Below are 21,884 nucleotides of genomic sequence, written 5' to 3'. Positions count from 1 at the left end.
GCACGTCAGCCGGTGCTGGGCCTCGCTGTTCACCGAGCGGGCCGTGACCTACCGCCGGCGGAACGGCATCGACCACCGTACGGTCCACATGGCCGTGGTCGTGCAGCGAAGTCAGGGCCTCCTGGTAGCTCGGGGGTGCGATCCCATTCCGAGCGGTTCCCGGAGGCCCGTTGTCGTTGTCGTACGCGCCCGAGCCGGTTTACTTCAACTCGCCCGCCGTGTTGTGCGATTGCCTCGGGCACGTGTACGGCAACGCGGCCGACCGTCCCGACCGGGTGCGCCGGTATCCGTCGGACATGACGGACGCGGAGTGGGCGGAGGTTCGGCCGTTGTTGCCGGTGCCGGCCTGGCTTCAGGGGCGGGGCGGACGGCCCGAGGGCTACTGTCACCGGCAGCTGCTGGACGCGATCCGTTATCTGGTCGCGGGCGGGATCTCGTGGCGGGCGCTGCCCGCGGACTTCCCCGGCTGGGGCCGGGTTTACGCCTTCTTCCGTCGATGGCGCGAGCATGGGCTGATCGACGAGTTCCACGACCGGCTGCGCGGGAAGGTCCGTGAACGTGAGGGCCGTGAGGCCGAGCCCACGGCGGGGATCATCGACGCGCAGTCGGTGCGGGCTGCCGCGACAGTGCCGGCCGCCTCACGCGGCTACGACGGCGGGAAGAAGGTGCCGGGCCGCAAACGGCACATCGTGACCGACACCCTCGGTCTGCTCCTGGTCGTCCCGGTCACCGCCGCGAACATCGGCGACCGGTACGCCGCGGCGGTTCTGCTGACCCGGCTGCGCCGCATGCACCGCGACATCACCCTCGTCTGGGCCGACGGCGGCTACACCGGCGGCCTCGTCGGCTGGTGCCGGGACAAACTCGCCCTGGCCTTGGAGATCGTCAAGCGCACCGACGACGTGGAGGGGTTCGTGGTGCTGCCGAGACGGTGGGTGGCAGAGCGCACGTTCGCGTGGCTGATGAACTCCCGCCGTCTGGCCCGGGACTACGAGCCCCTGCCCGCCACCAGCGAGGCGATGATCCGGTGGTCGATGATCACGCGGATGAGCCGGCGTCTGGCGCGGCCACAGGCCGCCGGCCGGCACTGAATGCCCCCGACGCCTCCAGGAGGAGCCACCCGCGCTCCGCCAGGCGCCGGGCTTTCGACCGCAACCCCTCGACCTTCGCCGGCGTCGCCCCAAGACCCAGCTCCACCGCGATCTCCTTGGCCCGAAGCGGCCCGTGACCCGTGGATCGCTGCTGTTCCAGCACGCCCAGAATCCGCTGATAGTCCGGCGCCAGAACCGTCACCGGCAGCCCTTCCCGCCAGGGCGGCACCGTCGAGCCCGGCACCGGCGCGAGCGACGGCGCCGCTTCCTCCGCCGCCTCGTTCGTGGTCACGGCAGTGGACTCCGCCGCAGAGACTGCCAGGGCCTCGACCAGTTCCTCCCGCGCGATCACCCGCCGATCCAGCTCGATCTCCGCGGCCTCCAACACCTCAGCCAACCGGGCGACTTCCTCCCGCAAGCCCTCCACCCGCACGCGGGCAGCCGCCTCCCGCTCCTCCAGCATTCCCAGCACCGACGCCACCGCGCACCCCTCGGTCATGAAGCGGACACAAGACGTCGCCATGCCTCCCTCAACCCGAGCGAAATAATGCCTGACCAGCAGAAATCAAGGGATCACGTTCGGTTGAGATACGGCTTCTCAGACCTGCCAGGGCTTCGAAAACAGGTGCTCAACTTGTTCTTTAACTGATTCGCCGGGGTTTGGTGCCGACCTTGTGGTGAGCGGGACGGGCGTATGCCTGGCCGGTGGCGAGGATTCTGCCCACGTCGTGGCGGGTGGCGGGGCGACGGTTCTTCGAGCCGGGCGGGCGTCCGGGGCCGGGGCGGGTGGGTTTCGGTGCACCGGCTGGAGAACCCGCTGTCGTGCGGAGGTTCCTGAACCCGCGTCGGACCCGTGCGGGGGTGAGCTTGCCCGGCTGGACCGGCTTTTCCCACGGCCGACGGAGATCGGTGGCCAGCGGGCGGGCGAGCCGGAGCTGGGTGTGGGCGGCGATCACCAGCCAGGTCCAGCGGTCCGCCGCGGCCGACGTGCGAAGCCGTGGTCTGGTCCAGCCGAGGGTCTGCTTCAGCACGCGGAAGGTGTGTTCGAGGTCGAGCGGCGGAGGAAGGACTGCCAGCATCGGTCGACGTCCGCCGTGGTGGCGCCGGTGCCCGACCACCACAGCCAGACCGGCTTGTTGACCCCGTCGGAGGGCAGGTGCTCGACGGCCAGACGGATCACGGTGCCCTCGATGAGGGGTAACGGTCCGTCGTGGTCGAGCCAGGCGGCCCGCCGGGTCAGCCTGGGGTGCAGCCGGTCCCACGCCTGCGCGGTCGCCTTCCCGTAGAGGCGGATGCCGGTGACCGTGATGGCCTGCTCGATTCCCCAGGTGACGGGGTCGCCGAAGACGAACTCGCCGCCGTGCTTGGGCGGTCGGCCGCCCTTGGCATCGTAGACCCGTGGCGGTGTCGGCCGGCGCATCACGCGGTCGGAGCGGAGCCGACCGAGGATCTGCACCGGCAGGCCAGCCAAGAGGTGAGCGATGCGCGGGGCTTCGTATCCGTAGTCCAGCACGACCAGGATCTGCGGGTCGCCCTCCGTCCACTGCCCGGCCTCGATCAGACGCTCGACCACCTCGCGGATCTGCACGGTGGTGAGCGCGGCCAGGTCGGCTCCGGGCTGGAGGCGGACCGCGTCCAGGACCGCGGTCCAGGAGGTGCGGCCGGTCTCCAACGCGGCCACGATCGACTACGGCCAGCCGGGCATCATCTGATGCTTGGCCTCGCCACGGCCGTAGGTGTGGCAGAACGAGCGGTCCTGGACCGTGGCGGCGTCCGGCCGCAGCCACGGCGAGACGTCCACCGCCAGGACCAGCCGGCCGTCTGCCGCCTTCGGCAGCCGCAGCCCGGCCAGCGCCCGGCGCAGTCGGCCCACGTCGATCCGGCCTTGGTTCAACCCGCCGTAGAGAGATCCGTGGCCACGGCGGTGTTCCGGAGCGAGAGCCAGCTCGACCAGCGACCGCACCGGCCCATCCGTGCACAGCACCGCGTCCGTCAGCTCGAACAGGGCGTCGGGGCGGGCGGTCAGGCAGTCGTAGAAGTCAGTCCGGAACCGGGACAACACGGTCAGGGACTCGACGCGGACAGCGTCGTGCAGCAGACTCACCCTCGCGGCCTGGCATGATCAACAGCGTCTCGACAACGCACATGATCACACCAAGGCCGCACCACCACTGTCACACCAGCCACCACCGGCCGACGGACACCCGACTGGCCATCGCGCTCGACCGTCCGCCGCCCCCAGCGGAGCGCGGGGGCACGAGGCGATCGGGAATACCGGGTGTGCTCACTGGGTCAACGCGAGCAGTTCATCGATCACCGGCTTCTCACCACCGCTACCGAGGTGGGCGATGGCCGCGAACGGTGCGATCACCTGGCTCCAGGCGAGGAGCCGGTCGCCATCGAGTCCGCACGCCGTTGCCACGCGCGCGCAGCGGGTCTCGACGCCCTCCAGCCCGGCGCCGGCTACGACGTAGTCCACAGCGTCGAAGCACGGATCACCGACGCAGGCTTTCGGGTCGATGGCCATGAGGCCGCGCTCCGCGCCGCCGTCGAGGACGTTGCCCAGGTGCAGGTCACCGTGGAGCAACACGGTTGTCGCTTCCGTGTCCAGCAGCCGCTCGCACCGCTGGATGGCCCTGTCCCACGCGGTGACATCCATCTGTGCACTGATCGTAGGCTCGGACAGCCGCCTGCCGACCCGGGCGAAGGCCTCCTCGCACCGCCCACGCAGCACGCGCGTCGGCAGCGGAGGCGGAGCGGCCCCGTGCAAGGCGGCGAGCAGCTCCGACCACTGTCCCGGAAGCGGAGCGGCGGGCATGTCCTCCGCCGGCGTTCCGGGCACGATCTCCTCCAGCACCATTGCGCCTGCCTCCTCGTCGACGGCCAGCACAGAGGGCACCCGGCCCGAGGCGGAGAACCACCCCAGCATTTCGACCTGTTCGGCCATAAGGGCCCGCTCCGGACTGATCTTCAACACCGCGGGCGTGCCGTCGGGCCAACGGCACCGCAACGCGACCGACGAAGCACCGTCCGGGAGGGACTCACCGAGCGAAAGTCCCCACTGGGACGTCAGCCGCGCGATGAGATCCGGCGTGTCAGCGCACCATTCGGCAACCTGGGGACCGAATCGACGTACCAATCGCGTAGTGACGCTCTCCACATCCACCAGCAGTCGTTTCACACGGGTCAGTGTGCCGCTCGCGCGATCTTTGTCCACCGCTTTTCCACCGCTCGCTGTGAACGCGAGCCGACGAGCGAATCGGACCAGAGCAGTCCCCCTAACCTTTGGTGAGAATCGCTCAGCCTTCGCTGAGACAGATCGGCGGACGTTAAACAACAAGCTCAAGGCGTCGTCCCCCTGCCCCGCCGCTTATGTCACACCACGATGATCAGCAGCACGGAGACGAGCAACGCCGTCTGGTGGAGAGCCTGGGCAGTGAGATATATGCCGTTCATCCCCGCGGCCTTGAGCTCGGCGAAAGCCTTGGACCGTGTCCTATGTGGAGATGGCTCGTCGGGCTGTGTATGGGGCGGGGTACGTGGAGTTGGATTGTTCCGGACGGCTTGTGGGAGATCGCTGAGCCGTTGATTCCTGCGTCGAGAGTCCGGCCGCAGGGTGGCGGTACGCAGGACACGCCTGATGAGACGCTGTTCGCCGCGATCATCTATGTGCTGGTGAGCGGGTGTGCCTGGCGGGCTCTGCCGCCGTGCTTCGGGATATCGAAGTCGACGGCTCACGGGCGGTTCGTGATCTGGTCGAGGGCTGGTGTGTGGCACGGCTGGAACTACAAGCCTCGCAAACTCCACGCCGACAAAGCACACGACCAGCCCGACCTGCGACGATGGCCCCGCGGCAAACGCATCGGCGTCCACATCGCCCGCAAAGGCATCGAATCCAGCGAGCGATCAGGCCGCCGCGGATGGGGCATCGAACGGACCATGCCGTGGCTGACCGGCTACCGCAGACTCAACCACCGCTACGAACGCCAACCCCGCAACTACCCGGCCTTCCTCGGCCTCGCCGCCACACTCTGCTGCTACAAACACCGCCGCAAACTCACCACATAGGACACGGTCTTAGCACCAACGGCTGTACCGCTGGTCCCCAACGCCGTCTATGGGTGGGAGCGACTACAGCTGAGCTGCGTCAGTCCAGGCAGAACTCGTTGCCCTCCGGGTCGGTCATCACGATGAAGCCGGCGCCCATCGGCGGAGCGGGCTCGTAGCGACGTGCCCGCGTCGCTCCCAGCGCGACGAGCCGGTCGCACTCAACCTCCAGCGCCGCCATCCTCTCCTCTCCCTGCAGTCCGGGAGCCGCGCGGACGTCGAGGTGGACGCGGTTCTTGGCGACCTTGTCCTCCGGTACCTGCTGGAAGAACAGCCGTGGGCCGTGCCCGTCCGGGTCTTCGATGGCCGATCTCGTGTTGCGCTGTTCCTCCGGTACGCCGACTCGCGCGAGGAAGTCGTCCCAAGCGGCCAGCGGGTCGGCGTCCTCGGGCAGGTCGACTCCGGGCGGACCCGGGTGAACGTAGCCCAGTACGTCGCGCCAGAAGGACGACAGTGCCCGCGGGTCGTGGGCGTCGATGGTGACCTGGATGTGGCGGCTCATCGGGTTGCTCCGTTCGTAGCGGGTTTCGTGTGCAGGTAGAGGTCGCGCAGCAGGCAGACCTCGGACAGGTGGTGGATCAGCTCGCGGTGGATGTGCAGCACCAGATCGGCCATGGGCATCTCGGGGAAGGGCTCCTTCGCTCCGACCGGGACCCGGAGCCCGGCGTCGCCGAGGCCGCGCACCCCGGCCAGCCAGACGTCGAGCTGGGCCTTGAGCTGGTCGAGCGCCGTGGCCGCGCTGCCGGCGTACTCCCAGGTCTCGTACGACGCCACCGGCGCGCCGAAGTGCGCCGCGTTGCGCGCGGCGAGCACGCCGACGATGACGTGACCGAGTCGCCAGGCGATCGTGGTGAAGGCCGCGGGGACCGGCTGGGGGGAGGTGTAGTCCAGCGTGAAGTCCCCGGCACCGAACTGCACGGGCGCCGTCGAGCTGCCGCGCGGCCGCACGCTCCAGGCGTCCGGCACCGGCGCCCAGAAGTACTCGTCGTCGGTCAGGCCCTCCAGCCGGGCTCGGACCTGGTGGTTCCAGTGGAACTCCCACTGCTCGCGCAGCGTCCGGTTCAAGTCGGGTTCGTTTGCGTCCATGGAGTCACCCTGACACCGCTAGCGGACAGGATCGGTCCGCTATCTCTGGCAGGGTGGGCGACATGGATGTGGCAAGCGGTGACGAGCGGGGTACGACGGAGCGGGTGCTCACCCTGCTCGGGCTGCTGCAGCAGCGCCAGGTCTGGACCGGCCCCGAGCTCGCCGACCGGCTCGGGGTCACGCCGCGCACGGTACGGCGTGATGTCGAGCGGCTGCGCACGCTCGGCTATCCGGTGCATGCCAGCCAGGGTGTCGGCGGCGGCTACCAACTCGGTCCGGGGCAGGACCTGCCGCCGCTGCTTCTCGACGACCAGGAGGCGATCGCCACCGCGGTCTCGCTGCTCGCCGGCGCGGGTGGCGCGGTCGCCGGCGCCGGCGACGCCGCGCTCCGGGCACTGACCAAGCTCGACCAGGTACTGCCCACCCGGCTGCGGCACGAGGTGCGCGCGCTCTCAGGCTCGGTGGAGTCCTTTGACGGAGGCCGCACGCCGGTCGACCCCGAGGTGCTCATGACACTGGCCAGAGCCTGCCGCGACGAGGTAGAGGCCGGCTTCGACTACCCGTCCGGGAGCGAGGTGCGACGGCGGCGGGTCGAGCCCTACCGCCTGGTCGCCTCCGACCGGCGCTGGTACCTCCTCGCCTACGACCTCGATCGCGACGACTGGCGCAGCTTCCGCGTCGACCGGATGACCGGCGCGTCCGCACGGACCTGGCGCTTTCGCCCGCGCGCGGCGCCCGACGCGGCAACGTACGTGCAGGAGGGCGTGGCGAGCCGGGTCTACCCGCACCAGGCGCGCTTCCTCGTGCACGCGCCGGCCGACACGGTGCGCGCGCAGATTCCGGCGTCGGCGGCCGTCGTACGACGGCGCGGGAGCGAGCTCTGCGAGGTGCTCAGCGGCGCCGCCAGCCTCGACGCCGTGCTCATGCACGTACTCCTGCTGGGGCACGACTTCGAGATACTCGACCCTCCGGAGCTCGGAAGGCGCTGCCGCGCGCTGGCGCAGAGACTGCTGTCGGCCGGTGCAACGATCTCACCGGTGGCGGACATGGAGGAGTCATGAGCCGCGACCACGCCACCGCCAACTGAGCGCCTCCGCTGCCTCTATGCATCCTCCGGGCGGCGAACCTCCGCTCACTGCCTCGCCCAATCACTCTGACCGGTGATAGCGCAACATCTGTTGCGCTCTTAGGATCGACAACACCAGCGTTGAGCTGCACATATCCGAGTTCGACGACACCGCGACGGGCCAACTCCCCCTGAGAATAGCCGTGGGCGTGACAGTGGTCCCGCACCGACGCCTGGTTCTCCCCGCACAGTCGGCACAGGTAGTCATCCGCGTCAGCAACGGGAGCGGCCGGGTGCCGGCGATGTTCTGCGAGTGGCGGTACCTGCTGCCGGCCGCGACGAACTCGTCCCATGTCAGCCCGCCGGGCAGCCTGTTCTCCCCGTTCTCCTTCCAGGCGTCCCGCTCCTCGAAGCGGCGCTCCTCATATGGGCGCTCCACCAGGGCCTTGCGGTGTGCCTCGCCGAACATCCAAGACACCAGCTGGCGCCGACAGTCGGGACGGCCCCAGCCCTCCGGATCACGTTCCCCGGCGTCGTGGTACGCGGGCAGTTGCACTTCCGCCATGTCATCCAGGTCCAGGCGCAGCTGCGCGAACACGCGGCCGGCCCGGCGGATGTCCCGTTCGTCATACGCCCAGCGCGACTTGTGGTTGTGGCAGCGCAGCGCAATGTCGCCGAAGAAGACGTGGCCTTGATGGCGCAGCGCCGGCATGTGAACAAGTTCGTCCGGGTCCAGAGGGGACAGCGGCGGTCTGGGTCAGACCCGCGAAGAGAGAGCGGGCGTACGTCGGGCCACACCGGGCTGGCCCAGCTACTGACCGCGCTGCGTGCTCACGACGCCTGGATCGAGATGCTCACCGAGCCCAGCCGCTCCGCCGTCCGCGTACCCCAACCGCGCGAGCAAGCGGGCGACTTCGGCGAAGACCTGGACCAGGACGGCGAAGTGGCCGCTCCGGTCAGCCGGCCCGCGAATGAGCTGCTGCGGTTCTCCGCCCCGCGCGACGCGCGCCAGCTCGCCTCGTTCATCGAGATGCGTGTCCTCAATCCCGAGCGCGTGCACTGGCGGCACGGTATCCAGGCCGCCCAGCGCTACGCCGCCGAGCACCAGGACCTGCGCGTGCCGTACGGCTTCCGCACCCCCGACGACTGGTCGCCCGGTGACTTCCCGCTCGGGGTAGTGGGTCGCCGACTGCCGTCGGCACTACAACGCCGGTGGTCTCGATGACGAGCGCACCACGCAGTTGGAGATGCTGGGCATGGTGTGGTCGTCCTTCGACGCCGGCTTCGAAGAACGATCGGCCGCCCCATCACATGACTTGACCGCTACAGACCTTGGCCCGTCCACATCGCTGGCACGGCACTAGGGTGAGACGGTGACTTCTCTGCCGGAAGACCCGCCGCCACTGTTCAGCGAAGACGACCGGGACACGGCCGTGCAGCGCGTGCAGGAGGCTTACGCCGAAGGGCACATCTCGCACGAGGAGATGGACGAACGCCTCCACCAGGTGCTCACCGCCAAGACGCACAGCGAGCTTGTGCCGGTTCTGGCCTCGCTCCCGGAGGAGAAAGCGGGCACAGCGTCCACGATTGCCGCCGCCAGCGGACGGATCAAGCGGCGCGGCGCATGGCGGGTACCTCGGATCCTCAAGGTTGCGTCCGCATTCGGAAGGGTGTACCTGGATCTGTCCCGGGCGGTCATCGAGCATCCAGTGGTTGACATTGAGTTGCAACTCGGCACCGGCAGGGCCAAGATCACGGTTCCTCGTGACGCGATCGTCGACCTCGACGATCTGCACACCGGGTGGAAGGACACGGTCTACAAGACCCGGCGGCGCTCCCGCCCCGGCGGGCCGAGGATCCGGATCTCCGGGACCATGGGGTTCGGACGGTTGAAGATCCGCCACGCGCGGCGTTGAGACCCATCCGGCATCAGGACCACCTGCCCCCGCTCGATCGCCCATGCCGTGATCCAAGAGGTTGGTTGGGTTGTTCAGGCCGCACTTCGGAAAGGGCGTCCGCCCCACCGGATGCCTTTGTCGCTGCGGATGCGGGCGCGTTCCTTGCGTTCGGCGACCAGGACGTGGCGGTGGCAGGCGTTGGCGTTGCGCCGGCGCAGGTAGGCGTGCGGGGCGCTGGTCCGCACGGTGTGGTGGGGGTGGTGGGAGTTGGCGAGGGTGAACTGCCTCAGCGGTCCGAAGTGAGCTTCGATCGGGTTGGCCCACGAGGCGTAGGTTGGGGTGAAGCACAGTTTCGGCAGGCCGATCTCGTTGAACTTGTGGATCACGTCCCGGACGGTGTCCTCGTCGGCCCGCACCAGCTGGGCGATCACCGGCACCCGGTTCCCGTCGGCGGAGGCCAGCAGCATCATCGCGCGCCGGTAGCGCACCGAACTGGTGCTGCCGCGGCGCACGATCTGCTGGCAGCTTCTGCCCCTCCTGGTCGGTCAGTCTGCGCACACGGACAGGCTCGGCCACCGCGCCTCCAGCGGTCGGATCGGCCGTCACCGCACATCCAACCGCCGCGACGGCCCACCCGGCGAACCTATGCGGTCAGAGCGCTAGCGGCGAACCAGATCATCTGACACGACGAACGAATCGGACCAGATCACTTGGGACAGCGACCAGATCGACAGAATCGACAGAGACGGGACAAAGACGTCAGTTATTCGGGCTCACCCCGCAGGTGTCCCCTCTCAACGGAGTTTGACCAGTCTCACCGACATTTGATCGCAACGTGGTGGGCCGGTCCGGGGGGAGGTCGGAGTTACCCCCTACGAGCCCGCGGAGCCAACGTTCCCGGCTCGTGTGGCGGCCGCCGCCTCCAGCAGGGGCCAGCCGTCGACCTCCGCCGCCCGCCGCTCCCCCGGCTGCCACCCGCGGGCCGACGCCGCATCGAGCAGGGCCCGGACGGCGCCCGGTTCGTGCAGGTTGAGAGAGCCGCCCCGGACGTACCCCACATCCCCGGAGCCCATGGGGAACCCGCCCGGGACGTATCGGCCCGGGCCCTCCTCGAAGACAATGCGCAGCGGGCCACCGGCGCCGGCCGGCTGCGGGTACAGCGTGAGCGTCTCGCGGCAGTCCGCGGATAGGCCGCTGTCCAGCACGCGGTGGCTGTGGCGGAGCGTCCACAGGTACGCCCGCCCGTCGACGACCAGCCGGCGGGGCTTCTTCGGATGGCGTGGCATGGAGTCGAGGGTACGTGGCCTGGTCCACAAGACATCCCCTGACGGTGATCGAACTTCGATGAGACGAACAGGACGGTCGTCAAACTTCAGTGAGACCGGTCAAAGTCCGATGAGACAGGACAGCCGCCTGCCCGTGTCCCGTCTCCGGTGATCTGGTCCGCGTCTCAGGTGACCTGGTCCGATTCGCTTCTGGTCTCACACGCCATCCGCTTATCGATCACGGGGCTGGCCTGGTCGAACAGGATTCCTGATCGGGCGATCGCGCGAGGGCCGGCGCATGACAGCAGGGCCTCTTGGTAGTTCGGGGGTGCGAACCAAGACGAGCACCAGGAAGCCCTGTTGCCGCAGTCTTTCACGTCCGTGAGTCCAACGCGCCGTCTCTGTCGTGTGACTGCCTCGCGCGCAGGTTCGGCAACACGGCAGACCGGCCGGACCGCACCCCGTGCTACGTATCCGACATGACGGAGGCGGAGTGGCAGGTCATCCGGGCCGTGCTGCCGGTCCCAGCCTGGCTGGAGGGCCACGGCGGGCGTGCGGTGCGCAGTGCTCGCGCAGCTGCACCAGCCGTACCGTCAGCGGGTACCGCGTGGTGAGCTCCCGGGCGGCGTCGGTCGCCTTCGTCGTGACGGCGACCGCGTCGGCGACCACGCCGGTCGGGTTCACGCGGGACCAGCGGCGGTTCCGCCCAGTCGCGAACGCCCGGCGGGTCTCTGCCTCGGCTTCCTCGGCGCGACCCAGCATTGGACCGGGCCGAGGACAGTCCTCACTCAGATGCGACAGGAACGGATACGGTCCGCCGCGTCAAAGGCGTCGGCGTGCACGGTGTCGATGTCGCGTGCAAGATCGACCAGCGCTCCGTACGGTGCGTCGATGCCCTCGACCGCGGCGTTCATGTACGCGACGGCGATGCCCGCGCCGAACAGCGTGCGACGGGCCGGGAGCGGGCGCGCGCCAGGCGTTGTCAACGGTGGCGCCGATTCTCGGGGGGGGGTGACGCGGTGCCGGCCGACAGCGTTCGACCCGGCCTTTCAACCCTCGCGCTCGCGGCTGCGGGTGGTCGCCTCCGTGACACGGGCTTCAAGCGGCTCGACCAGGGTCGTCAGCACAACTCAGCGAAGCCTTCCCACCTCCGATACAGGTTGGGGGCTCAGCCCTTGTCGGGCTCCGGCCGCAACGAGATCGAGGACGCGTGCCGGACCTGGACATTGACGGGTCACTTGCTCTTCGGCGCGGCCGGGGAGGGGGCCATCACGTCGTGAGACCAAGCTGACGCAGCATGCCGAGCTCGTCGCTGCTGCCCCATCGCTCAACGAGTTTCCCGTCGGCGAACCGGCTGATCTGCATGCCTCGGTAGCTCACCGTCTTTCCCGTCGCACTGTGCCCCCACAACTCACCGCGATGCGTACCTGTGATGGTGTACGCGAATGCGACTTCGTCGTCGGTGGCGACGACGTGCTCGACCTCGATGTGCAAATCCGGGAAGGCCCGCCTCATCGTGGCGAACATCTCTTCATATCCCTCGGGCCCCGGGACCTGTCCGGGGGCTGGGTCGTGATCCACCGAGTCGGGCGCGAAATAGTCGTCCAGCTCGCTGAGATGATTGCTGTTGACCGCCGATCCGAGCTTTTCCAGGATGGCGAGGTTGCTGTCGCGCGACATGGCGCTCCTCGGCGTTGTGATCTCGGGCGCGCATGCCGGTCCTGGCCGCCGCAGTCGCCCCTTCCTCCTTTCCACGGTAGGTGTCATGGCCTTTGGCTGCCTGCCGGAACGGAAGCCTGGAGTCGGCCGCGCACTCTGACGTGAACGTCCGGGCAGCCGCTGACGCGGGGAACGCCACTGCTTGTACGGGTCGCCGTCAGGCAGCCAGGACCGCGGCTCGGGCTTCGCCGCGACGCCAGACCAGGGACCCGGAACCAGGGACCAGGTCCAGTGGACCGTCGGCGCGATCAGCGGGCACCGGACCGGGTCGGGCGGCAGCGATGTGATCCGGCCCTTGGGTGATTGATGATCGGGCGGCTGCTACGGCGGACGTGGTCGCAGACTGGGCCAGTGTTCGTGGTGTTGCACCAACTTTTTCCCTGAACCGCCTTCGCGTCCGGGCGGTCGGCCTCCTCCGGAGAATCGGAAGCGCCGGGAGCCGCGGAAGCGGCGGGAACCGACGCCGTCACGCGGCCGGGCGTGACGACCACGGCGTAGACGGCCGGGCGAAACAGGGTCCCGGCTCGGCACGCAGCTCCGAGGCGGCGTCGTGCAGGCGGTGCAGTTGGGCGGCGGTTTCGGCCACGCCGCGTACCGCAGGGGTGACGGGGCGGGTGACCGGCACCGGCCGCCGCGGGTTGACACGGCCCTTCGCGACCGCCCGCCTTCTCCACCCGCCCAGCGCATCGGCAGAACGCTTCCGGGCTGACGGCCCTCAGGTCGAACCCGTGCGGAAACACATGTGGCCCCGCGCGGGCGGAAACAGGCCGAGGACGGGCACGGCACCGTCCAAGGTGCCGTGCCCGTCCACGCACGGCGCGCGATCTGTCGCGCCTGCCGCAGTGTCAGCCGCAGTGTCGGAACGCCTCCGTGGTGCCGGCGGTGGTGACCAGGCCGGAACTCTGGTCGAGGACCACGATGGTGGCCGGCTGCGTCTGTCCGCTTCGGCAGCCGGCGTACCCGATGTACTGCCACCCCGGCAGGGTGCCGTCAGCGCGGGCCGTCAGCGGATAACCCAGCGAGTACGGCGCGACCGTGTTGATCCCGACCGCGTAGAACCGCACCACGCCGTTGGGCGAGAGCCCGCTGCCAGTGGCGTACAGGTACCCGCCCGTGCCGTCGAGCGAGGTGTAGAGAGACACCCCGCCGCGCGGTGTGGCACCCGGGTCGGCCAGCCGCCAGGGAGCGTTGGAGTTGTCGCTGCGCGCCTGGTCACGGCCGGCCGGCGGCACGCAGACATGGTCCGAGGGCCGCGTTTCGCGCCAGACATAGCCCTGCTTGCAGGTGTCCGGCCCGTAGATGCCGCCGTTCGGCTCCCGCCGTGAGGGGCCCAATGAGTTCTCGGTCGTGGTCTGGGAGCGGACCTGCGGTGTCACACAGACCAGGTCGGCCGGGACCGCCTCCCGCCACACGAAGCCCGTCGCGCAGGTGTACGGCCCGTACGGCAGGTCGGCCGCCATGGCCGGTGAGCCCGTCGCCGCCAGGCCTGTCAGCAGCGCCACCGCCGCGATCAGTCCTGCCAGTACGCGCCGCAAGGAGCCGGGGCCGGCTTCCTCCGCGACGCTTTTTCTGCCATGCATGTGTCCTCCTCGGTCAGTTCGTCGACGCGGCCGGCCGGAACCGGCCGCAGAGCCTCAGAAGCAGCGCACAAGCCATTGCGAATGGTGGTAACTCGCTGCGGCGGATCCTGCTCGGCGCCGGTCGGCCTCAGAGGCTCGATCAGGTTCCGCAATTCAGCGAAGGGCGATTCACAGCCGTGGATCACTCCGGCGCTTTCGCCCTTGATCGGGTGTGGGAGCACTGCTGGAATGCCACATCCGGCAGCTGTCCCCAGGAATCATTTCCGTGCGTCGTACGCGGGCACTGTGAAACCTACCTTTGGGGCACTGTCATGTCGTGAGTAGTGTGATACTCAGCCCTGAGGAATTGGCAGCGGACCCGGTGAGCGGGACTGATCGGCGCGGAGGGGCTTCCGATGGAGGACCAGAAGCAACGTCCGGGGTCGCCGGGACCTTCTGAACGCGGGACCCAACTGTCTCCTCGCTCCTGGCCGCTCATCGGCCGGGACGGAACATTGAGCGAGCTGACGTCGCTGATGGGGCAATCGGCCCGGCCCGCCCTGCTGATCACGGGTCCTGCCGGCGTCGGCAAGACACGGCTCGCCCGCGAACTGCTCTCCAGGACCGTCGAGTTACCGGAGCGAGTGCTGGTGGCATCGGCCACCGAGAGCGTCGCGCCGATCCCTTTCGGCGCTCTGGCACACCTGTTACCGGCGACGTTGCCAGCCGCCGACGGACGTCCCAATCTGCTGCGGCTCCTCGCCGACGCGCTGCTCACCGATGTACGTGACGGACAGCGGACCCTGTTCGTCGACGATGTGCATCTGCTCGACGACGGCTCGGCCGCCCTGCTGTTGCATCTGGCCGTACGCGGCGGCACACGGATAGTTCTCACCGCACGCTCCGGTGTGCCGATGCCGGACGCGATCGAGGCACTGGTACGCGGGAACTACGCCGGCCGGATCGACCTGCCGCCCCTGGGTCCGGATTCCGTCAGCCGCTTGCTGGAACGGACGCTGGGCGGGCAGGTGCAGACCGCGACCGCGCGCCGGCTGTGGCAGTGCAGCGGCGGCAATGTGCTCTGGTTGCAGCAGCTCGTCGACGCGGGACTCGCCTCCGGGAGGCTGACGGCCGTCGCGGAGGTGTGGCGCTGGCAGGGACCGTTCCAGCTCAGTACGCAGTTGATTGATCTGGTCAGCCGGCGCATCGGGCAGCTCTCCTGGCCGGTGCAGTGCGCCGCGGAACTACTGGCGCTGGGGGAACCCCTCGGTGTGACGGTCCTCGAACGCCTCAGCAGCGCCGCCGTCATGGACGAACTCGACCGCCGCGACCTCATCGTCAGCGAGGAGAACGGCCGGCGCACACAGATCCGGCTGGCTCATCCCCTCTACGGCGAGGTGCTGCGCCGGCGGACGCCCCCTCACCGGCGGCGGCGGTACTGCCGGGATCTGGCCACGGCGGTCCAGCGGACGGGCATGCGCCGGCGCGACGACCTGGCGCGGGTCGGCGGCTGGCGTCTGGAAGCCGGCGATCTCAGCGATCCACGGTTCCTGCTGTCCGCGGCCGACCATGCCATTCTCACAATGGACTTCACCCTGGCGGCACGGTTGGCCCAAGCGGCCTGCGATGCCGGTGGCGGTGACCCGGCCCGGCGAGCGCTGGCCGTCGCACTCGGCTACACCGGGCACGGGGTGCGGGCGGAGCAGGTCCACGGCGGCCTGCCGCAGACGATCACGCCCGAGCGCGATCAGTTGCAGTCGGTGCAACTGCGGGCCGCCAACATGTACCTGTCCCTCGACCGGCCCGCAGACGCGCTGGAGTTGCTGCGCCGTACCGAACAGACAATGACCGACGCGGCCGCGCGTGCGGAACTGGCCGCGCTGCAGGCCGTCCTGTTCGCGACACAGGCCGACTGGCCGGCGTACACACAGGCCGTCACCCGCGCCCGGCAGTGCGCATCGCCGGGGCCACGGACGACGGTCAGGATGCGCTACGCCGAGTGCGTTGAACATTTCTGCCACGGTCGGACAGGGGCCGCGTTGCGGCTGATCGAATCGGCACTGCCGATCCTGTCGGGCGAGGACGACATACCCATGCTGCGCGCCGGCCTGCTGAGCTGGCTGTCCAACGCCCAGGCTTTCTCGGGACGGCTGAGGGAAGCCGAAGCGACCGCCGTCGCCCAGTACCAGCAGGCACAGGACTCCAAGTGGGTGGGCGGCCAGGGCGCCTGGCAGTTCTACCTCGGCAGGATCGCCGCCCGCCGGGGACGACTGCGCTCGGCCCAGCGGCACATGCGGGAAGCGGCCTCCACACTGCGTGACGACGCCACCTGGGGCCAGCAGGCGCTGCTGCTCGGCGAATGGGCCACCATCGAGGCAATGGCCGGCAACGCCGCCAGGGCGCAGACACTGCTCGACCAGGCGCATCTGGCCCGTGTGGAGTCCTACCGTATCCTCCATATCCTGGCCTTTCAGATGGCCCAACCGTGGATCCTGGCCGCTCAGGGCCGCGTCCGCGACGCCGCGCGGCAGGCGTTACGCGTGGCCGAGGACGCCCGGCACCAGCAGGCCCTGCTCTGGGAGGCGGAGTTGCTGCACATGCCCGTACGCCTCGGCCAGTCCGCGGCCGTCTCCGGCCGACTCGTCGAACTCGCCACCGCGTCCGACACCCCGCACATCAGGATCTACGCCGAACACGCCGGCGCTGTCGCCGCCCGCGACGCGTCCGCCATGGAGGAGGTCTCTGCCGCGTTCGACACCACCGGCATGCACCTGCACGCCGCCGAGGCCGCCGCACACGCGGCGCGCCTGTGGTCACGCAACGGAAACACGGCGCACGCCCAACAGGCCGCCGACCGCTGCCATCAACTCGCGCGACACTGCGAGGGCGTCATGACCCCCGCCGTTCTCGCCTGTTGGACTCCCGAACTGACCGACCGCGAGCGCGACATCGCACGCCTTGCCGCCGCAGGACAGAGCAGTCGGTACATCGCGCGGCAACTCGGTATCACGGTCCGTACCGTTGACAACCACCTCTACCGGGTCTACCGCAAGACCGGTGTGACGGGTCGGAGCGAACTGCGGAAGGTTCTCACCATCGGTCTCACCATGGGTCTCCCCCAAGACTCCGACGGGGCTGTGGAGGGCTGACAGCGGCCGAGCCGGCGACCATGACCACGTTGCGACTCCGCCGCTCAATTCCCCGCGCGGGCGCCGGGCGGTTCGCGCTGATTGTTCTTACGGTCGTTGTCGTGTTGTCATGCGCGACCGGGCGTGACGTCGAATTCCGGCCAGCACGACTGGAGTGATTCATGCACGAAGACGGACTGTCGTCGGGTGGGGATCTTGACCTCGATCGAGCGGACCGCGTACCCCCGGTTCAAGCGGCTGATCACCGCGCATGAGCTGCATCTGGGAGGGCACCACGTCCTTGTGGGCGACGGGCCGGACCGCCGAGCGGCAGCGTACGGAGGTGCGCCGCCGGGTGGGCGCGACGTACAACCAGGCTCGGGCCCGCCGGATCGCCGAGGAGTCGATCCGCAAGGAGGCCGCGGCGAAGAACCGCCCGGCCGACCTGCTCAACATCGCGCTGGAGAAGGTCGCGGAGGCCAGGCTGGAGCCGTCGGCGTTCTCCACCTTCGACGCGATGGCCCCGAAGATCCGCAGCGAGGTGAACACCTCGATCTGGTGGCTCGATCCCCGGCCCGACGGGCGGCCCGCGCCCGACGGCCGCCTGGTCGAATCCCTTGAGGACAAACACGAACTCATCGCCGCCGGGCGGGCCGTGGCCATCGGGACGCCCCTCGACTACGCGACCGGCCTGCATCCCAGCCTCACCACCATCCCGTTGGATGGGGTCGAACCCAGCCAGGTCGTACTCGCCACTCGCACCGGCGACCGCAGCCGTCTGGTCACCGCGTTCCGTAAACACGCCGAAGCTCTGCTCAGCGGAATCCACCAGGCTGGACCGATACGCACAACGTGATCTGCGGCGGCTCCGCCCGCATACACGCGCGATCACGGTCCGTGCCTGGTCTGCCGCCGGCACCGCCCAGCTCCTGCCCCGCCTGATTGCCCGCCGCACCCGCGACCCGCTGTTCCTCACCGACCGCCAGGCCCCAGCCGGAACGCCGACGCTCGACGTGTGCCCCGAGAGCGGAAACAGGGGCATTGTTGCAGCTCGGCGGCGGCCGGCCAACGTGTTTCGGGTCCGCCTCAGGCGGGAGGGAACACGGGCGTCCGACTCTCACCGCTGCCTCCCGCCCGGGGTCTGCCACGGGGCAGGTGGGTGATCGTCCGTCAAGCTCCGTTGTCAGTGCCTCCCCATAGTGTGGAGACATCACTCGGGGAGCCTGTGAGAAGGAGCAGAATCATGTCCGCCAACAAGATCCGGCACAAGGTGAATCACGTCGCGCTGGTAGTGGACTGTTCGGGTTCCATGCATCAGCACCAGAGTCAACTCATCCGCGTCGTAGACGAGTTCGTGGCGGGCTTGAAGGCCGAGTCAGACAGCCTCGGTCATGAGACCCGGATCAGCCTCTACTCCTTCGACCACAGGGTGGAGAACCTGGTCTGGGACATGGACGTGAAGCATCTGCCTTCCATGCGGGGTCTGTACAAGGTCAACAATGGCGCTACGGCCCTCATCGAGGCCTCTCTGAAGTCCCTGGACGACTTGGGCCACATCTGGGAGGCGTACGGCGAGCACAGCTTCCTCCAGATCGTGGTGACGGACGGCGAGGAGAACGCCTCCGGCGGCGACAGGCGGCACGACGGTGACATAGCCATCCTCGGCCCCTGGCTCGACAAGATCGCGGCGAAGATGGGTGCGCTTCCGGGCCACTGGACTTCCGCGATCCTTGTTCCGAACTCCCTGGCGAAGCGAACCGCCCAGAACTACGGCTTCCCGGCCGGAAACATCGCCATCTGGGATGCGGATTCCCAGGAGGGTGTCGAGGAGGCGATCGGTACCGTGCGCGCTGCCGCCACCAGCTTCCTCCGTGGCCGCGAGCAGGGCGTGCGCGGCACGAAGAACCTGTTCGCGGTCGGCCAGGACATATCGGTCGACGACGTGCGGGCGAACCTCGAACCGGTCCCGGCCGACAAGTATCGACTCCTGAAGGTCGACACGGAGGTCGAGATTCGATCCTTCGTTGATTCGCATCCGGGCGTGACGTATGAACGCGGTTCGTGTTACTACCAGCTGGGCACCCGGGTTCAGGTTCAGCCCGACAAGGAAGTCATCGTGGTCGAGAAGGACACTGACCGCGCATACACGGGGGACGCGGCGCGCAGTCTTCTGTTCGGCACGGGTATCCAGGGGACCGTCTCCGTGAAGGCGGGACGTAATCCCAAGTTGGAGGTATACGTGCAGAGTCGTTCGGTGAACAGAAAGCTCAAGCCGAAGACGCGTCTGCTCATCATGCTCTGAAGTTCATGAAAAGGGCGTAGAGCGGGTGGTCCAGGACCAGTTGCGAAGGGCCGGCCAGTCATGGACACCCGATGTCGATTCCGCGAGCACGGGCGTGCACGGCCTGGCCGCCGTCCCGGCGGAGATCAAGGCAATCCCCGCGATCACCACGAGCGGCACCAACGGAACGGGCCACCCATTGTGTCCACCCAGCTCGCAGAGGTAGGCAGGCGCGGTTCCTACGAGAGGCGCGCGCCTTGTCCGCACGCACTCGTCGCGGCCTGGTGCGTGGCCGGCCCTGCCCCGACCGGGGCACTCTGATGCCTTCCTGGAACGGCCTCGAACTGCGGGGAGTCACCACGCTGCCCCGCGGTGACCACGATCGACATGGTTTTGCAGCTCCCCTCGACGGGTGCGTCCCGCCACGGGATGCCGGTTCGCGCCCGGAAGCGTATCCCGTCGATCAGCTCCCGCCGGGTCCATGTCGGTGGCCGGCCGAGCCTCCGTCCCTTCGGCAACAACGGCTCCAGCACGGCCCATTGTCCGTCTGTTAAACCTCCACGCGCCACGAAAAGAGATCGTCGCGCGGGCCAGGCGGGACTTTCGAAACACGCCCTGGCGAAGGGGATGCCCCTCGCCGGTGTGTACCGCGGAACGCGCTTGCCGAACGGTCATCGCGATACCCGCGGCCGGCCGGGAGAACCGGCCGGCCGCGGGCAACTCCACCGTGCGCTGCCCCGGGGTGTCAGGCCGGGGGTTCTCAGCCGGTGATCTTGAACGTGGACGCCGAGTCGTTCTGGGTCGCGACGTGCCCCGGGCGTAGGTTCCGCACCTGGTTATCCGTGAAGGACCCGGTGCCGGTGACTCCCGAGGTGATCCAGATTCCCCGGGTCGCCGGACCATCGATCGTGTTGTTCTTCAGGGTCGCGGTGACACGCGTTCGATCGATGTAAAGGCCCGCACGGAGAGCCCCGCGCAGGACGTTGTCGGTCAAGGTGACGTTCGTGTAAGCGTCCGGATACAGCGAGGTGCTCGTGGGAGAGCTGATCCGCACACCGTGCCGGACGCCGTTCCAGCCGCCTCCGCCGAGCAGGACGTTCCCGCTGACCGTGGCAGACTCCAAGGGGTGTCCCGTATCGCCGAACACGCCGATGTCCAGAGCGCTGTTCGACGACACACTGTTCACCAGGTTGTTCTTCAACTCGATGTTTCTCCCGCCGGCGATCCGGAGGCCGTTGGCCCACCAGGGCGCGATCGCGGTGTTGTTCAGGACCTTCGCACCGATCAACTGGCCGTTGGTCCCGGCGGCGCCGGAGTCGGAGTAGACCGCGAAGGAGTCGTCGCCGGTGCCCCGGGCGAAGTTGTTCTGGACCGTGATATTGAGGCCGAGTTTGTCGGGATTCTTCGTATTGCCGTTGTTGATGTTGAACCCGTCACCGTAGGTGTCCGCGGTCCGGCTGTTTCGAATGGTCCCACCCGTGCCCGACAGCCAATTGGCATCAATGTGCCGCGTCCAGATCCGGTCGACCTGCCACCCACCGGCACCGCTGGCGTTGATTCCGTAGTCCGAACCGCCGGTGCCACCGACTCCGCGCCAGATGGCGTTCGTATCGATCTGTAGATCTGTGACGGTGGTGCCCGAGCCCACCAGGATCTGCGAGCGCCATGAGTTGGCCGGAAGAGGAACCTTGCGATAGAGGGTGGTGTACCACATGCCGGCTCCCTGCACCTTCACGCCGGTGAAGTCCAGCGGCTTGGAGACCAGGCTGTTCGTCAGATACTTGCCCTGCGGGATCCACACCGACTTCCCCTGCTGCCGGGCTGCGTTCACCGTGTCCTGGATGGCGACCGTCGAATCCTTCGAGAAGTTCGGGTCCGCGCCATAACTCACGACGGAAAGCGAATTGGCCGGTGAGGCCAGTGCGGCGCCGACGTTCTCCAGATCGACGGAGTCGATGTCGTAGACGGCAGCCGTGTTGGCGGTGTCCTTCCTGAGCATGATGGTGCTGCCCGGGGCGATGGGGGCACCCGTGACCCAGACGGGGAATTCGTTGTAGAAGTGGTAGGGCTTCCCGCCCGCGTTGGGGTCGTCCGGGTTCGTGGTCGCGTCGCGATAGTTCCACGCCTGCTGGGAGCTCAGCGTGATCGCCTGGCGGAACGTGCCGTTCACATACAGGTTCAGCGACGCGGTGATGCCGCCGCCTTCCGGTGCGTCAGGAATCGATGCGCGGACCACGAGGGTATTGGCGTTCTTGCCCGTGTTGTTTGGTATCGTCACCGAACCACCGGTGCCACTCAGCTCGACAAACGCGTAGCCCGAGGCTTCGGTCTCCAAAGAGGCCGCGGTCGGCGCCGGGTCTCCCGGCTTGATGGAGCGAACTTCGGCGCCGCCGCCGAGCTTCCCGGACTCGGCTTCGACCGTCACGAAGGGCGTTGTGGCACCGGCCGAGGCAACCGCCTTCGCAACAGCCCCCGCTCCCCCCTCCCCCGTTGCCGCTTCCGCGTGAACCTCGGCGCCTGGAATGACGAACAGAGCGTCGGCGACCAGCATTGCGATGCCAGAGAGCCACATTGGGGCTCGTCGGATTCTCCGGTGCATGTGCCACCTCTTGAATGGATTGACGACAGGTCTTGATTGGATTGACGACAGGGCGGGATCAACGGGCCGCGAGCAGGTGTTCGCC

At 68.6% G+C, this 21,884-nt stretch carries 18 protein-coding genes and 6 pseudogenes; 10 read left to right on the top strand and 14 right to left on the bottom strand.

Annotated features, from left to right (window positions below):
- Both IF11_RS42780 and IF11_RS0128255 read left to right on the top strand, forming a co-directional pair.
- Positions 1-202, top strand: a pseudogene (locus tag IF11_RS42780) (PEP/pyruvate-binding domain-containing protein); the annotation flags it as partial.
- A 94-nt stretch (positions 203-296) separates the two neighbouring features.
- Positions 297-1,091 (top strand): IS5 family transposase, encoded by a 795-nt coding sequence (locus tag IF11_RS0128255; protein ID WP_030354574.1) that lies wholly within the window; start codon positions 297-299, stop codon positions 1,089-1,091.
- On the opposite strand, the gene IF11_RS0128250 is transcribed toward IF11_RS0128255, so the two are convergent.
- From IF11_RS0128250 to IF11_RS0128240, 3 genes and pseudogenes are all read right to left on the bottom strand, one after another.
- Positions 1,039-1,614, bottom strand: coding sequence for a hypothetical protein (locus IF11_RS0128250; protein ID WP_030354573.1), 576 nt, complete (start codon positions 1,612-1,614; stop codon positions 1,039-1,041). The two genes, IF11_RS0128255 and IF11_RS0128250, sit on opposite strands and share 53 nt — an antisense overlap.
- 118 nt (positions 1,615-1,732) lie before the next feature.
- Positions 1,733-3,195, bottom strand: a pseudogene (locus IF11_RS37085) (NF041680 family putative transposase).
- A 180-nt stretch (positions 3,196-3,375) separates the two neighbouring features.
- Positions 3,376-4,251, bottom strand: a complete 876-nt coding sequence (locus IF11_RS0128240) for an aminoglycoside phosphotransferase family protein (protein ID WP_030354572.1) — start codon at positions 4,249-4,251, stop codon at positions 3,376-3,378.
- Positions 4,252-4,616: 365 nt separating this feature from the next.
- Between IF11_RS0128240 and IF11_RS43320 the strand changes: the two are divergent.
- Both IF11_RS43320 and IF11_RS43315 read left to right on the top strand, forming a co-directional pair.
- A pseudogene (locus IF11_RS43320) lies at positions 4,617-4,865 on the top strand (transposase); the annotation flags it as partial.
- A gap of 15 nt (positions 4,866-4,880) precedes the next feature.
- Positions 4,881-5,159 (top strand): annotated as a pseudogene (locus IF11_RS43315) (IS5/IS1182 family transposase); the annotation flags it as partial.
- A 79-nt stretch (positions 5,160-5,238) separates the two neighbouring features.
- Here the strand turns inward: IF11_RS43315 and IF11_RS0128225 are convergent.
- Both IF11_RS0128225 and IF11_RS0128220 read right to left on the bottom strand, forming a co-directional pair.
- On the bottom strand, positions 5,239-5,700 hold the full coding sequence (locus IF11_RS0128225) for a VOC family protein (protein ID WP_030354570.1): 462 nt from the start codon (positions 5,698-5,700) through the stop codon (positions 5,239-5,241).
- Positions 5,697-6,284 (bottom strand): DinB family protein, encoded by a 588-nt coding sequence (locus IF11_RS0128220; RefSeq protein WP_030354569.1) that lies wholly within the window; start codon positions 6,282-6,284, stop codon positions 5,697-5,699. The genes IF11_RS0128225 and IF11_RS0128220 overlap by 4 nt, the downstream gene beginning before the upstream one ends.
- A 62-nt stretch (positions 6,285-6,346) precedes the next feature.
- Between IF11_RS0128220 and IF11_RS0128215 the strand changes: the two genes are divergently transcribed.
- Positions 6,347-7,345, top strand: coding sequence for a helix-turn-helix transcriptional regulator (locus IF11_RS0128215; protein ID WP_030354568.1), 999 nt, complete (start codon positions 6,347-6,349; stop codon positions 7,343-7,345).
- An 87-nt stretch (positions 7,346-7,432) separates the two neighbouring features.
- Here IF11_RS0128215 and IF11_RS37960 read toward each other — a convergent pair whose 3' ends face one another.
- Positions 7,433-8,062: a hypothetical protein gene (locus IF11_RS37960; protein ID WP_051746311.1), complete on the bottom strand. Its 630-nt coding sequence runs from the start codon at positions 8,060-8,062 to the stop codon at positions 7,433-7,435.
- Here IF11_RS37960 and IF11_RS0128205 point away from each other — a divergent pair.
- Together IF11_RS0128205 and IF11_RS0128200 are read left to right on the top strand one after the other, a co-directional pair.
- Entirely contained in the window at positions 8,045-8,575 is a 531-nt protein-coding gene (locus tag IF11_RS0128205) for a helicase associated domain-containing protein (protein WP_157848455.1), read from the top strand. The two genes, IF11_RS37960 and IF11_RS0128205, sit on opposite strands and share 18 nt — an antisense overlap.
- A 148-nt stretch (positions 8,576-8,723) precedes the next feature.
- On the top strand, positions 8,724-9,266 hold the full coding sequence (locus IF11_RS0128200) for a DUF1707 SHOCT-like domain-containing protein (RefSeq protein WP_030354566.1): 543 nt from the start codon (positions 8,724-8,726) through the stop codon (positions 9,264-9,266).
- A gap of 74 nt (positions 9,267-9,340) precedes the next feature.
- Here IF11_RS0128200 and IF11_RS0128195 read toward each other — a convergent pair.
- The 6 genes and pseudogenes from IF11_RS0128195 to IF11_RS37955 all read right to left on the bottom strand — a co-directional run bounded on the left by IF11_RS0128195 (position 9,341) and on the right by IF11_RS37955 (position 13,812).
- Positions 9,341-9,824 (bottom strand): annotated as a pseudogene (locus tag IF11_RS0128195) (helix-turn-helix domain-containing protein).
- 296 nt (positions 9,825-10,120) lie between these two features.
- Positions 10,121-10,534, bottom strand: a complete 414-nt coding sequence (locus IF11_RS0128190) for a hypothetical protein (RefSeq protein ID WP_030354564.1) — start codon at positions 10,532-10,534, stop codon at positions 10,121-10,123.
- Positions 10,535-11,014: 480 nt separating this feature from the next.
- Complete coding sequence (locus IF11_RS0128185) at positions 11,015-11,197, bottom strand: hypothetical protein (RefSeq protein WP_157848454.1); 183 nt, start codon at positions 11,195-11,197, stop codon at positions 11,015-11,017.
- 104 nt (positions 11,198-11,301) lie between these two features.
- Positions 11,302-11,499, bottom strand: a complete 198-nt coding sequence (locus tag IF11_RS0128180) for a hypothetical protein (protein WP_051746309.1) — start codon at positions 11,497-11,499, stop codon at positions 11,302-11,304.
- A 283-nt stretch (positions 11,500-11,782) separates the two neighbouring features.
- Entirely contained in the window at positions 11,783-12,193 is a 411-nt protein-coding gene (locus IF11_RS0128175) for an ester cyclase (protein WP_030354561.1), read from the bottom strand.
- 884 nt (positions 12,194-13,077) lie between these two features.
- Positions 13,078-13,812 carry a hypothetical protein gene (locus IF11_RS37955; RefSeq protein ID WP_051746308.1) on the bottom strand — a complete coding sequence of 245 codons (735 nt, stop codon included), beginning with the start codon at positions 13,810-13,812 and terminating at the stop codon, positions 13,078-13,080.
- Between the two features lie 395 nt (positions 13,813-14,207).
- On the opposite strand from IF11_RS37955, the gene IF11_RS0128165 reads away from it, so the two are divergent.
- The 3 genes from IF11_RS0128165 to IF11_RS0128150 all read left to right on the top strand — a co-directional run bounded on the left by IF11_RS0128165 (position 14,208) and on the right by IF11_RS0128150 (position 19,221).
- Positions 14,208-16,940, top strand: a complete 2,733-nt coding sequence (locus IF11_RS0128165) for a LuxR C-terminal-related transcriptional regulator (RefSeq protein ID WP_078490970.1) — start codon at positions 14,208-14,210, stop codon at positions 16,938-16,940.
- 250 nt (positions 16,941-17,190) lie between these two features.
- A complete protein-coding gene (locus IF11_RS43025) occupies positions 17,191-17,775 on the top strand; it encodes a type 2 periplasmic-binding domain-containing protein (RefSeq protein ID WP_051746307.1) in 585 nt (194 codons plus the stop codon).
- A gap of 387 nt (positions 17,776-18,162) precedes the next feature.
- Entirely contained in the window at positions 18,163-19,221 is a 1,059-nt protein-coding gene (locus IF11_RS0128150; protein ID WP_030354557.1) for a vWA domain-containing protein, read from the top strand.
- Positions 19,222-19,414: 193 nt separating this feature from the next.
- Here the strand turns inward: IF11_RS0128150 and IF11_RS43310 are convergent.
- Together IF11_RS43310 and IF11_RS0128145 are read right to left on the bottom strand one after the other, a co-directional pair.
- Positions 19,415-19,769, bottom strand: a pseudogene (locus tag IF11_RS43310) (transposase); the annotation flags it as partial.
- A gap of 191 nt (positions 19,770-19,960) precedes the next feature.
- Positions 19,961-21,751 carry a glycosyl hydrolase family 28-related protein gene (locus tag IF11_RS0128145; RefSeq protein WP_244888259.1) on the bottom strand — a complete coding sequence of 597 codons (1,791 nt, stop codon included), beginning with the start codon at positions 21,749-21,751 and terminating at the stop codon, positions 19,961-19,963.
- Positions 21,752-21,884 lie beyond the last annotated feature (133 nt).

The sequence above is a fragment of the Streptomyces scopuliridis RB72 genome, assembly GCF_000718095.1.
In the GTDB taxonomy this organism is placed as follows: Bacteria; Actinomycetota; Actinomycetes; order Streptomycetales; family Streptomycetaceae; genus Streptomyces; species Streptomyces scopuliridis.
Note: the sequence above shows the minus strand (reverse complement) of the source record. Positions and strands in the feature narration are given on the sequence as shown.

Bases quoted from the DNA above. Each gene is read 5' to 3' on its own strand.
- IF11_RS0128255 (WP_030354574.1), top strand. From the start codon at position 297: ATGACGGACGCGGAGTGGGCGGAGGTTCGGCCGTTGTTGCCGGTGCCG.
- IF11_RS0128225 (WP_030354570.1), bottom strand. From the start codon at position 5,700: ATGAGCCGCCACATCCAGGTCACCATCGACGCCCACGACCCGCGGGCA.
- IF11_RS0128205 (WP_157848455.1), top strand. From the start codon at position 8,045: ATGGCGCAGCGCCGGCATGTGAACAAGTTCGTCCGGGTCCAGAGGGGA.
- IF11_RS0128165 (WP_078490970.1), top strand. From the start codon at position 14,208: ATGGAGGACCAGAAGCAACGTCCGGGGTCGCCGGGACCTTCTGAACGC.
- IF11_RS0128220 (WP_030354569.1), bottom strand. From the start codon at position 6,284: ATGGACGCAAACGAACCCGACTTGAACCGGACGCTGCGCGAGCAGTGG.
- IF11_RS0128250 (WP_030354573.1), bottom strand. From the start codon at position 1,614: ATGGCGACGTCTTGTGTCCGCTTCATGACCGAGGGGTGCGCGGTGGCG.
- IF11_RS0128145 (WP_244888259.1), bottom strand. From the start codon at position 21,751: ATGCTGGTCGCCGACGCTCTGTTCGTCATTCCAGGCGCCGAGGTTCAC.
- IF11_RS37955 (WP_051746308.1), bottom strand. From the start codon at position 13,812: ATGCATGGCAGAAAAAGCGTCGCGGAGGAAGCCGGCCCCGGCTCCTTG.
- IF11_RS0128175 (WP_030354561.1), bottom strand. From the start codon at position 12,193: ATGTCGCGCGACAGCAACCTCGCCATCCTGGAAAAGCTCGGATCGGCG.
- IF11_RS0128190 (WP_030354564.1), bottom strand. From the start codon at position 10,534: ATGCCACGCCATCCGAAGAAGCCCCGCCGGCTGGTCGTCGACGGGCGG.
- IF11_RS43025 (WP_051746307.1), top strand. From the start codon at position 17,191: ATGAGCTGCATCTGGGAGGGCACCACGTCCTTGTGGGCGACGGGCCGG.
- IF11_RS0128215 (WP_030354568.1), top strand. From the start codon at position 6,347: ATGGATGTGGCAAGCGGTGACGAGCGGGGTACGACGGAGCGGGTGCTC.
- IF11_RS0128150 (WP_030354557.1), top strand. From the start codon at position 18,163: ATGTCCGCCAACAAGATCCGGCACAAGGTGAATCACGTCGCGCTGGTA.
- IF11_RS37960 (WP_051746311.1), bottom strand. From the start codon at position 8,062: ATGCCGGCGCTGCGCCATCAAGGCCACGTCTTCTTCGGCGACATTGCG.